This window comes from Anaerocolumna xylanovorans DSM 12503 (genome assembly GCF_900143645.1).
Taxonomy (GTDB): Bacteria; Bacillota; Clostridia; order Lachnospirales; family Lachnospiraceae; genus Anaerocolumna; species Anaerocolumna xylanovorans.
In genome coordinates, this window is sequence record NZ_FRFD01000004.1 from 348,330 (window position 1) to 360,155 (window position 11,826).

General features: G+C 43.8%; 8 protein-coding genes. 3 read left to right on the top strand and 5 right to left on the bottom strand.

The features are described from left to right. Window positions 1–41: 41 nt before the first annotated feature. From BUF11_RS07710 to BUF11_RS07720, 3 genes are all read right to left on the bottom strand, one after another. Window positions 42–1,769, bottom strand: a complete 1,728-nt coding sequence (locus BUF11_RS07710) for a phospho-sugar mutase (protein ID WP_073588254.1) — start codon at window positions 1,767–1,769, stop codon at window positions 42–44. 129 nt (window positions 1,770–1,898) lie between these two features. Further along, window positions 1,899–2,426, bottom strand: a complete 528-nt coding sequence (locus BUF11_RS07715) for a GNAT family N-acetyltransferase (RefSeq protein ID WP_073588255.1) — start codon at window positions 2,424–2,426, stop codon at window positions 1,899–1,901. 34 nt (window positions 2,427–2,460) lie between these two features. Next, on the bottom strand, window positions 2,461–6,597 hold the full coding sequence (locus BUF11_RS07720; protein ID WP_073588256.1) for a DEAD/DEAH box helicase: 4,137 nt from the start codon (window positions 6,595–6,597) through the stop codon (window positions 2,461–2,463). A 265-nt stretch (window positions 6,598–6,862) separates the two neighbouring features. Here BUF11_RS07720 and BUF11_RS07725 point away from each other — a divergent pair, with 265 nt between their 5' ends. From BUF11_RS07725 to BUF11_RS07735, 3 genes are all read left to right on the top strand, one after another. Next, window positions 6,863–8,662 (top strand): methyl-accepting chemotaxis protein, encoded by a 1,800-nt coding sequence (locus BUF11_RS07725; RefSeq protein WP_073588257.1) that lies wholly within the window; start codon window positions 6,863–6,865, stop codon window positions 8,660–8,662. A gap of 91 nt (window positions 8,663–8,753) precedes the next feature. Then, entirely contained in the window at window positions 8,754–9,374 is a 621-nt protein-coding gene (locus BUF11_RS07730) for a nitroreductase family protein (RefSeq protein ID WP_073588258.1), read from the top strand. Window positions 9,375–9,425: 51 nt separating this feature from the next. Further along, window positions 9,426–10,613 (top strand): amidohydrolase, encoded by a 1,188-nt coding sequence (locus tag BUF11_RS07735; RefSeq protein WP_073588259.1) that lies wholly within the window; start codon window positions 9,426–9,428, stop codon window positions 10,611–10,613. Between the two features lie 2 nt (window positions 10,614–10,615). Here the strand turns inward: BUF11_RS07735 and BUF11_RS07740 are convergent, their stop codons facing one another. Continuing rightward, window positions 10,616–11,368, bottom strand: coding sequence for an alpha/beta fold hydrolase (locus BUF11_RS07740; protein WP_073588260.1), 753 nt, complete (start codon window positions 11,366–11,368; stop codon window positions 10,616–10,618). Beyond that, window positions 11,368–11,817 carry a pyridoxamine 5'-phosphate oxidase family protein gene (locus tag BUF11_RS07745; RefSeq protein ID WP_242952341.1) on the bottom strand — a complete coding sequence of 150 codons (450 nt, stop codon included), beginning with the start codon at window positions 11,815–11,817 and terminating at the stop codon, window positions 11,368–11,370. Before BUF11_RS07745 ends, BUF11_RS07740 begins: the two co-directional genes overlap by 1 nt. Between the last annotated feature and the right edge of the window lie 9 nt (window positions 11,818–11,826).

Here is an 11,826-nt window from a genome sequence, read left to right on the forward strand (position 1 = left end):
CGGATTTTCTTCCCGACAGCCCGGATCACTTCTTTTCTTAATTACTGGATACCATGTAATACTTCAAGTACCTTTGTCTCGATTTCCTTTAGCTTATCCTCTGCCTTTGCAGCGGTATCTGCCTTTGTATAAATGTATAACTTGATTTTAGGTTCCGTACCGGAGGGTCTTAAGGTATACCAGCAGCCGTCATCAAAAGTGAATTGTACGGCGTCGGTCTTTTCTATATCAACGGTACTCTTCTCTCCTGTAAGTACGTCCGCAGCTTCGGAAGTCAGATAATCGGTGACCGTAACAAGCTTGGAGCTTCCGATGGAGCCTGCGTTGTTCTTACGGTATTCCACCATCATTCTTCCTATTCTCTCCTGTCCTTCAATACCTTCTAACACGATGGAAATGGTATTTTCACGGTAATAGCCGTACTTCTCATACAGCCCGTTTAAGACATCAATGAGAGTCTTGCCTTGTTTCTTATAGTAACCTGCCATTTCTGTCAGGATAAGAGTTGCTCCTACACCATCTTTATCTCTTAAATAGCTGCCGACATTGTAACCGATACTCTCCTCATATCCGAATACGTAAGTATATTCCTTTGTACTGTCCCATTCATTGGAAAGAGCACAGATATTCTTAAATCCGGTAAGCACGTTAAACATCTTAACCCCGTAAGCCTTTGCAATGGCACTTCCCATTTCTCCTGTAACAATGGATTTTACCATAGCTGCATTTTTCGGAAGAGTTCCCTTTTCTGCCATGGAGGTCAGCAGATAGTTGATAATTAAAACTCCTACCTGATTACCGTTTAAAGCTTCAATTTTACCGTTCTGAACCACCTCAACAGCAAGTCTGTCACAATCCGGGTCTGTGGCAATCAGTACATCTGCGCCAACTTCCAAAGCAAGCTTCTCACTTAAAGCAAAGGCAGCATGGTCTTCCGGATTGGGATAAGCTATGGTGGGGAAGGTTCCATCCGGCAATTCCTGTTCTTTTACTATATGAACATTGGTATAACCCATTCTTTCAAGAACTGTACGGACAGGAATGTTTCCGGCTCCGTTTAAAGGTGTATACACAACTCCGATGTTTTTATCTACTTCACTGTCCCTAAGGGAGATGGACATGGTCTTTTCATAGAAGCTTTCATCTACTTCTTTATTGATAATAACAAGAAGTCCCTTTTCTATTGCTTCTTCCCTTGTTGGAAGTACAGCTTCTTCAAAAAGGTCGAGCTTACCGATTTCCTCTAATATCTGGTTAGCAATACCGGACTTTATCTGAGAACCTTCCTCCCAGTATACCTTATATCCATTATAAATTTTAGGATTATGGCTGGCTGTTATGTTAATTCCTGCCGCACACTTATAGTAACGTACTGCATAGGATAATTCCGGTGTAGGTCTTAAAGAATCAAATAAATATACCTTGATACCCATGCTGTTAAAGATAAGGGCACACATCTCGGCAAATTCCGGGGACATAATACGGCAGTCATGGGCTATTGCTACACCTTTTTTTGCAAAGTCTTCTCCCTGGCTCTTAATGACCATACCTAAGGCTTTGGTTGCTCTTCCTACCACATTTTTATTCATGCGGTTTGTTCCGGCTCCAAGGATTCCTCTAAGCCCGGCAGTACCAAAAGATAAATCACAATAAAACCTGTCCTTTATCTCATCCTCCCTATCCTTTATTTCCTCCAGCTCTTTCTTTAAATCCGCATCCAGTGAGGATGCTGCAAGCCATTTTTCATATTCTTTTCTGTAATCGTTCATTTTCTTCTCCTTTCCTATTATATCTGAATATTTCGTATTAACTGTGTATTACATTATTTTCCCCTAACTATTTTACCTTATTTACGCTTTCCCGACAATATAATTTATAAGATTTATTTATCAATACTATTAGAGCAGCTTTTCGTACAGCTTAAACCAATGAAGTCCATGCTCTCCATAACCCAGGTCCACAGTCCCAATATATTCAAAGCCACAGCTCTCATAAAGCCGGATTGCCGGAGCATTATTCTCATAGACATCCAGGCGTATAGCCTTCATCCCCATTTGCCTGCTGTGGCTTACAGAAAACTCCATCAAAGCTTTTCCGATTCCGCTCCCGGTAAATGCAGGATGTACTGCCAGAGTATGAATTACTGTAATCTTATCATACCCTGCCTCCGCTTTCCAAGGGGCGGTATGGTAACCTTCTTCCGGCTCATGATTTAGAATCACCGTTCCGGCAATTCTCCCTTCACATCTTGTCACATAAAGACAACCTGCCTGTATGCCCTCTTCTGCATTTTCCCTTACCGGATAGACGCCCTTTTTCCACCCCGGATAATTTATTCCAGCCGCCAGGGCCTCATTTAATCCGTTATAAAGTTCTTCCAGCTCATCAATGTCTTCTGTTCTTCCTGTCTCTATAACAATGTTCATTAGTTCAATCTCTTTCCTATAAAGTTATTCTCATTTATTCCCGGTATAATACCAAGTCCTGCATTTCCTTTTTAAAACCGTACTCCTTAAAAGTTTCCTCCAGCTCTTTCGGATATTCTTTTACTAAAAGCCTGTTCATGCCTGGAAACAGCCTCTTCTTATGAAACCCCCGGACAAAAGTTTCCAGAACAGAATCCGTCTCCTTCCTGTCAAAAACCTTAAAGACTTTGCCCTGACGCTCCATTACCGCGACGGGTACTCCTGTCTTTAGGGCCGCCAAGGTTCCCGGCACATTTAAAAAAGCTTTTTCCTTTTGATGTGCCAAGCACTTTCCATAGGGCTGGGCTGGATCAATAGCAGGAAGCCATATCAACCCTTCCTTCGGATGCTCCATGGCATACAAAATTCCTTCAAAGTCTTCTTTCCTTATAAACTGAACACCGGATAAGCCCTTTATAAAATATCCCCTTCTAAACTGTCCGGTATACTCACCTATTCTTAAATGTTCCAGCGCTTCTCCCCATGACATTCCCGAAACCGTTTCCCTGCTTAGAATAAAGCTGCGGTCAAATAAACGTTTCAGTTCTTCCTCTCTTGTAAGACTTTTAAGAGGCCTTACAAGTTCCCAGCGCCCCGTGGTCATAGCTTTTGCATATACGCCGACCCGCTGTCTTACAGGTACCTTTAACAGCTTCTCTCTATTCTGCCACCAGCGTATTGGCTGAAAGCTGTCCGCACACACAAGGCCTTTTTCTGCCATGCTAAGAAGGACCTCAAAGGGAGACTCCCCGTTAAGAAGCTCTCTGAATCTTTGCATGAAGCTGGCTCCTCTCTTTAAAAGAGCCTCGTAAACAATCTTTTCTTTCCCTGAAAGCTCCTGAAGATTTTCTTCAAGGGGAGCCTCCCAGTCGATATCCTCATAGGAATGAAAGGAAAGTCCTTCTTTTTCCTGAAACCTCCAGAAATAGTTACCCTGGGATAACAGCTTGTCTAACTGCTCTTCCCGGTAATCAGGCACTCTTGCAGGAAAAAGGACGCCCTCCCAAAGAGCAGGGGCAAACCTTATATCCTTTAGCTGCTTGACGGCATATTCCAACTGCACCTCTTTGGTGCCGGCAGTAAAAGCCTTCTCTGTCAGGAGGGCCGTATACCTGTCTTCTGTCTGGGTCTTTACCTGCTCTCTTCTTTTCTTAATGGTCTCTTTGCGGGCTTTATCATAAAGTGCGGCGTGATAATACAATCCATCGTCTTCTACCGCTTCTTCCTTCCCGCAAAGCTTTGTAAGTAAAGAGAAAACATCTTCCCCGGTGAACAAATACCGTTCTGCAATTTCCTCTGCTGATAAAGGCCCTCTGTAACGAAGCAGCCGCCTGATAACCGCAAGCCTTTCTTCCTCCTCTGCTTCCTCAATAGCCTTTTTATAATTCTCTTCCTGCTCTTTTGCTATCCAAAGTCCCGGCTCAATATAGAGTACCTGTTCCTTCCCAATTAGGGTTTCCAGCCATTCTATGGGTATATCCAGTTCCCCGGCTATTAAATCCCCTTCTATCATAAGAAGGGAATGAAGCTGCTTCTCATCCTCCGGTAATTTATTTCTCTCGGACACCTTTCTTAGCTCTTCTTTGGAGGGAGATATCATTTCTGCCTGCTTTAGGGCATCCTCTACCGCCGAATAAATTCCCTTAGTGGTAGGCGCATAATCATACATCATGGCAGCTTCAGTCTGCTGCCTGAAAGGAAGTGACATGGGAGAAGGCATATCAAGCTGTAATTCCACCACTTTGATCTGCCCCGAGCGGATGTTAGAGAGCAGATACTCTACTCCGTCCATGTCCCAGTAATCTTCCAGGCACTCCCGCTTCGTTTCCCTGATAAGGGGGTGGTTCTCCTTTTTTACCAGGGAATCCAGCATATCAGCACTTCTCATCCTTTGCAGCCATAGAGGCGTCCTTCCGCTTTTCTTTACTCCCATCATAAGGGCTCTGGCAGTATTGTAGCGAAAATTGATATGAAAGAGAGGCGTTGCCATAAGGGCTGCTTCCAAAACTGCCCTTGCCGATTCGGTATGGATATTCTTAAGCACCCCTTCCGGCATTTCATCCGTTCCATAAGGAAACAACAGAAAACCGTCATCATCCTCACAATAGCCGATATTCATTCCTGTCATCTTAACGGCAGCATGCTGGGCCAGAATTGCAAGAGGCGCATTTACCTTTCGCCCGAAAACCGAATGAACCATAAGCTGGTTACTTCCATTGGAATCCCTGAAATGCTCCACAAGAATGGTCGTATCATCGGGTAATATTCCGGTTATTTCAATCTGATGTTTTAGAAAGTCTTCCGCTCCCTTTGCTGCAGGCTCATTCAGTCCAAGTCCCAAAAGCTCTTCATAAAGCTTCCCCTCTTCATAACGTTCCATCAGGCGCTTAAATAGCTTTCCGAAGGCAAGTCCTGTCCGAAGTCCTCTTCCCTTTATCTCGCCTTTCCAAAAGGGCAGCTTAGCACCACCTGTGTCTGCCTCTGACACGACCACCGTATCCTTATCAATCTTTACAATCTTCCAGGCAAAGGTGCCAAGAAGAAAACGCTCTCCCACTCTCGATTCAAAGATAAATTCCTCATCCAGCTCCCCAAGCTTCACACCGCCCTCCGTTCTGACGGTGTAAAGTCCCCTGTCCGGAATAGTACCTCCTGCCGATATGGCAAGCATCCGGCTGTAGGCATCTCCTTCCACTCTCTCATGAATCCTGTCATAGAGAAGTCTCGGGCGTACGGGTAAATCCCTCTCATGCTCATAATCACCCGCCAGCATGGAAAGAATGTCTTTTACATCTTCTTTGCTTACCCCACTAAAAGGATATGCCCTTTTTGTTATTTCCATTACCTCATCCACACTATAACCATCTCCGGTTGCCATAGATACCAAATGCTGTGCCAGTACATCAAAGCAAAGCCTTGGGGGAGCTGCATATTCCACCCCTCCCTGCCTTGCCACCTCTGCTGTCAGTCCGCAGTACAGGCCTTCCGATGAGGCTCTTGGGAATATGTGCATCACACTGACACGCCCCGGATTATGCCCTGCTCTGCCCAGTCTTTGCAGGGTACTGGAGATAGAACGGGGACATCCAATCTGGAACACTTCATCAATTTCCCCCACATCAATTCCTAATTCCATAGAAGAAGTAGCGCATAGAAGCCTTAAATCCCCATTTCTTAAAGAGGTTTCTACTTCAAGACGCTGCTCCTTTGACAGGCTTCCGTGATGGGTCCTGGCAAAGCCTTCCCCGCCTAACTGATTGATATAAAAAGCAAGCTTCTCTGCATACCTTCGCCCTTCCACAAATGCAATAACACTCTTGGTACCAAGGCAGTAATCAAAAATAGCCGCTGCGATTTCTTCCCAGATCGGGTCTTTCGAACCCTTCTTCCCATAGGGCAGCGGATTTGTAACTTCTATCTTTACCGCCTTTTCCATCTTTGGCGCAACAACCGTAACCGGTTCGGGAGAAAGGTAGGCTGCTGCCAGCTCTAATGGTTCAATGGTAGCTGAAAGACCGATACGCTGCAAAGGCACCTTGCACAATATATCAAGCCTTGCAAGAGAAAGCATCAGATGTGCTCCCCTTTTGGAATCAATCAAGGCATGAAGCTCATCAATAATTACTGCCTTTGCCGTCTTTAATATACCCTGCCCTGACTTGCTTGTTAAAAGAAGATAGAGGGATTCCGGTGTTGTAATGAGAATGTGGGGCGGCGTCTTAATCATAGTCCTGCGCTCGCTCTGGGTAGTATCACCGGTGCGGATGGCAATCTTTAAATCAAAGGGGGTACTTTCCTCACAGCCTGCCTCCCGCTCTTCCTTAAGAATACCATTAAGAGGCTTTTTTAAGTTCTCCCTGATATCCCCCGCAAGGGATTTTAAGGGAGAGATATAAATTACCTGAAGCTCATGCTTTAAGGTTCCCTCTCTTGCCTGTTCTTTTAACCTGTCAAGAAAGACAAGAAAGGCCGACAGAGTTTTACCTGTGCCTGTGGGCGCAGATACAAGGGTATTCTCTCCCGCCGCAATAGCTGGCCAGGAACCTTCCTGAACTTTTGTGGGCGCTCCGAGATTTTGTAAAAACCATCTGGCAGTAAGCGGATGAAAAACAGACAGAGACTCAAAAGACAAAGTCTTGTTCCTCCTTTAAACTGTATTGTGATACCTATCATATAATACCCTAATTATACCAGAATCATCGGTAAGATAGTATCCTGTTTTCACAATAACACATGAAATAGCAACTATTTTTCCAGATAATTTACAGATATTTTGTCGAAATATGCATTATTAAATATTTTTTTGATTAAACTCAAAAAATATGCTGACAAAATCCCCTTACGAATTTATAATATAATAGTTATTGTTATTAAAAAACTATATAAAGGGAGCACATATGAAAATGAATAAAATGAGTATAACCAAAAAACTGATTTTAAGAATTTCTTTGACACTTATTATTTCTCTCTTAGTTATTTCTTTCATCGACTACATTATCTCCAGGAATGAAATTAACCGCTCCAATGATATCCTGTTAAAAAATGCCATCGAAACTTCTTTATATGAGATAAAAAAGAATTATACTTATACCACAGGAGCTTCCGCCTGGATGACAGAGGAACAGGCAAAGCAGGCCGCTCTGGATACCATAAATGAGTTCATCACAGGTATGGCAGGTACAGCAGATACGAAGTCCGATACCGATGCCACCTCCAGTGCCACTGCTTCTGCACTAGACTCAGAGCCTGTTATCAGCCTTGGAAAAAATGGCTATTTCTTTATTACCGACTCCAAAGGCAATATCCTATACCACCCTTTTCTAAAGGATAACATCTATGACATGAAGTCCAGGGACGGACGCCATATCATCCAGGACATCATAAAAACAGCCCAAAGCGGTGGCGGCTCTCTGCATTATTCACTGACAAGCGAAAACAGCACCGTATCTGAGAGCAGGACTGTTTATACCGAGTACTTTCCGACCTGGGATTGGGTAGTAACTGCTGTTATTTATGATTCCGACCTTCTTAGAGGTCCTACCCGTATCCTTTATACCAATATAGCCTCTCTTGGTATTATTCTGGTTCTGTCACTGTCGGTTATTGTGATATTTTCCAGAAGGATAACCTCTCCCATAATAAAAATTGCCAAATCCCTGCAGCGTGTTTCAGAAGGCGATCTTACCGTTGAGAAAATCCATGTCAAGGCACAGGATGAGACCCGGCTGTTAAATGATTCCGTCAATCTTTTAATTGACCGTTTTCATGATATGGTTAAATCCATACTCGTATCCAGTAACAGCTTAAGCAGTTTTTCATCCGATCTGAAAGACTCCTATAATCTGGCGGCTGAAGCAAATGCGGCAATTGCGGCTTCTATTGTCCAGATAGCTTCTGCCGGTGATGACCAGGTTAAGGATATTTATGAAGGTGTCACGGAAATGAATGCTCTTGGCGAACATATCCTTGAAACAGCAGGTAAAAGTGAAAATGCAAGGCTTACTGCAGACCAGACCTTACACTTAAAGGAAAACGGTCTTGCATCCGTAGGTGCCTTAAAAGAAGCAAGCCTTGAAAATACTACCACTTCCAGACAGCTTGAGTCAGTAATAGAGAATATGCATAAGCAGTCCCAGGAAATCGGCTCTATTGTAACTGTTATTGCCCAGATAGCAGAGCAGACCAACCTTTTAGCACTTAACGCAAGCATTGAAGCCGCCAGAGTAGGTGAACAGGGTAAAGGATTTGCCGTAGTGGCAAGCGAAATACGCAGTCTTGCCAATGAAACTGCAGGCGCTGTAGACACTATCAGCAAAATGGTCTTTGAGGTTCAAAGCCAGTCGGAAAATGCCGAAACTTTTGTTAGAAAAAATGCCTTAAGTGCAGAAAATATCAATGCTACCGTTTCTCAGACTGAAACTTCTTTTCACCTTATAGCAGAGGAATTGCAAAAGCTGGTTCTGGACATTCAATATATAGCTGTGAATAATAATTCTATTAACACAAAGAAAGATACCCTGTCCATATTATTAAAAGAACTTTCCAGGCAGACCGAAGAGGTATCCAGTTCTATTGAAGAAATAACCTCTTCCTCCGAACAGCATACGCAGGTAATGAATACTATTTCTGACAGCATCACCAGACTGCATGATATGGCGGACAGCCTGGACAAAACGATCTCTGTCTTTACTGTATAAAGGCAGTGTGATTGACACAGCATTCTAAAAGCGTTATGATTTCCATATCAAAAGGCTCTTTATTCTTAACACAGCCGGAAAGGAACAAAAGATGAGTGAATTTCTAAAGGTAGTAACTGAAAGAAGATCTGCAAACAAATTTATTAAGGGAGGAAAAATACCCAGAAAGGATTTCGAAGCGATTTTTGAAAATCTTTCACAGGCTCCTTCCTGCTTTAATTTGCAGCATGCCCATTACTATGTTGGGGAAAGTGATGAAATTATAGAAAAGATGTATCAGGCATCTTACAGACAGTATAAAGTAACAACTGCTTCAGCGGTTATTATTGTAACCGGTGATTTGGATGCTTATAAAAAGGCTTCTGAAATATATGAAAGTTCCAAATTCTTAAATATTATCGATGAAAAAGAATATGATGACATGCTTGCAGCTATTTTCGCTCTGTACGAAAGCGGAGGAGCCGCCTTCCAGAGCGATGAAGCAATCCGTAACGCTTCCCTTTCTGCCATGCTTTTCATGCTTCTTGCCAAAGACCTGGAATGGGATACCTGTCCTATGATTTACTTCGATAGTGAAAAAGCAAGGGAAATATTTGATATTCCCGAAAATGAGGTCCCCGTTCTTATGATAACCATGGGAAAAATGGATACGACCAGTTTTCGTGTCAGAGGCTACAGAAAACCGCCCAAGGAATATGTAGTCTATAAATAGACTATCCTTCCGATTTCAGCAGACTAAAAATACAGCATAAGGAGAATTATTATGGAAGCTTTGTTAATTAAGGGCGGACTGATACATGATGCCGTCAGCGAAATCCCCTACATAGCGGACATCTTAGCCATAGACGGGAAAATTACTAAGATACAGCCGGATATTCCCCCGGAAGATGGTATGAATGTTATAGATGCCAGGGATTCATGGATATATCCCGGTCTTGTAGAGGCCCATTCCCACATCGGTCTTTCCGGCTATGGCATCGGCTTTGAGGGTAAGGATTACAACGAAATGAACGATATCTTAACTCCCCATCTTCGTGCCATTGATGCCATTAACCCTATGGACCCTGCTTTATTGCAGGCGGCACAGGGCGGCGTAACCAGTGTGGCAACGGGCCCGGGAAGCTCTAATGTATTAGGAGGTACCTTTGCCGCCATTAAGCTGTATGGCACGCGGATCGACAATATGATAATAAAAGAAAAGGCAGCAATGAAATGCGCCTTCGGTGAGAATCCTAAACGGATATATAAGGATAAGAATAACTTCTCCCGTATGTCAACTGCAGCCAAGCTTAGGGAAATCCTTTACCAGGCAAGGGAATACCAGGAGAAACTTATAAGTGCCGGTGATGATAAAAGTAAAAAGCCCGCCTTTAACATGAAATTAGAAGCCCTGCTTCCGGTATTAAACCGCGAGATACCGCTAAAGGCCCATGCCCACAGGGCAGATGATATCTTTACCGCCATCCGCATTGCTAAGGAATTTGATCTAAAGCTTACTATAGAGCACTGTACGGAAGGTCATCTCATTGCCGGCGAACTGGCAAAGGAAGGCTATCCCGTTGCAGTAGGACCTTCCTTTAGCCATGCTACTAAGTTTGAATTAAAAAATAAATCCTTCACTACTCCCGGAATCCTGGCAAAGGCCGGAGTTCCTGTTTCCATCATTACCGACAACCCGGTAACTCCGCAGCAGTATCTTTCCCTTTGTGCAGGCCTTGCTGTAAAGTCCGGCATGGAGCCCTTTGAGGCTTTAAAGGCAATTACCATTAATCCTGCCAGACATATCGGTATCGAAGACAGGGTAGGTTCCCTGGCTGTCGGCAAGGATGCCGATATCGTATTGACCGACGGAGACATCCTATATTCCCAGACCAATGTACTTCGGACTTACATTGACGGAAAACTCATTGAACCAACTGGCTCCTGTGACAATCCCGAGGGCTTATTATAAGGCTATACCGTGATGGAATCCAGGAAGTCTCTGATACGCATATTGACTTCCTTTGCATTTTCCGTTGGCATGTGGGGCCTGTGTCCGCAGCCGGGGACAATCCATACCCCGGCTTTCGGACATTTCTTTTGCATGTCAAGCAGTCTCTCCTCTGTGGCATAGGTATCAAGCTCACCGCCAATTAAGAACATAGGCATTGTAAGCTGTTCCCAGTCCTTATCCGTAAGGCAGGGATACAGCCTCCAATCTCTTATACTCTGCTGCATATGGTGCTTCCAGTCCCCGCCGGTAGCCTCCATGTTCTGGATTCTTATTTTCTCTATAAAGGCTGTCTCATTTCTTTTTAGCAGAGCCTCCGGTTCATAATCTTCGGATCCTGTTCCGTCAGGCACTCCGCCGCAGCCGATTGTTACAATACTCCTCACCAGGTCAGGATACTTTGCCGCCAGATGAAGGGCCACACCTCCACCCAGACTGTAACCAATCAAATGCACCTTGTGAAGTCCCATACTTCTTATAAATCCCGCCATATCTTCTGCAATAACGGAAGTATCCCAATCCTTTCCTTTTGCTGTGGTTCTTCCATGTCCTCTGAAATCCGGCAATAAAAGCCGGTACTGATTGAAGAACGGTTGAATCTGTCCGGAAAAGGCTATAATTCCTCTGCTGTAACCGCTATGTAAAAAAAGGATGGTTTCTCCAAGCCCGATATCCTCATAGAAAATATTGCAGTCTTTCACCTGACAGTAAGGCATTAAGACCACCCCTTTGCTTCTTCTGCTAAAAACAAATGCTTCTTAAGGCCATGATAGTAATTCCCCTTGATCGCCGTAAATTCAAGTATGCTGTAATCCGGATCCGTAGGTCCAAGAGGATAATACATTTCATCCCCCTGCTTCCAGAAAGCTTTCTTTGTTTCTTCATCCATATGAATCTTCATTTCACCGGTAAGCATTAACCCATGAAAATCCTGTGCATCCAGGAAATAAATTGCTGCTTTCGGGTTACGAAGCCACTGCCCTATACGTATGGATGAGGTATTAGTTGAAAACCAGAAAGTAGAAAGACCGTCATTTCTTAACCGGAACATTGCTTTCCCATTGGGGTAACCTTCCTCATCTATTGAACATACAATAGCATCTCTGCTGGTTTCTACCAGTCTCATAATGTTTTCTCTTGCTTCTCTTTCCATCTTCACACCCATTCGTACCGC

Bases quoted from the DNA above. Each gene is read 5' to 3' on its own strand.
- BUF11_RS07710 (WP_073588254.1), bottom strand. From the start codon at position 1,769: ATGAACGATTACAGAAAAGAATATGAAAAATGGCTTGCAGCATCCTCA.
- BUF11_RS07715 (WP_073588255.1), bottom strand. From the start codon at position 2,426: ATGAACATTGTTATAGAGACAGGAAGAACAGAAGACATTGATGAGCTG.
- BUF11_RS07725 (WP_073588257.1), top strand. From the start codon at position 6,863: ATGAAAATGAATAAAATGAGTATAACCAAAAAACTGATTTTAAGAATT.
- BUF11_RS07730 (WP_073588258.1), top strand. From the start codon at position 8,754: ATGAGTGAATTTCTAAAGGTAGTAACTGAAAGAAGATCTGCAAACAAA.
- BUF11_RS07735 (WP_073588259.1), top strand. From the start codon at position 9,426: ATGGAAGCTTTGTTAATTAAGGGCGGACTGATACATGATGCCGTCAGC.
- BUF11_RS07740 (WP_073588260.1), bottom strand. From the start codon at position 11,368: ATGCCTTACTGTCAGGTGAAAGACTGCAATATTTTCTATGAGGATATC.
- BUF11_RS07745 (WP_242952341.1), bottom strand. From the start codon at position 11,817: ATGGGTGTGAAGATGGAAAGAGAAGCAAGAGAAAACATTATGAGACTG.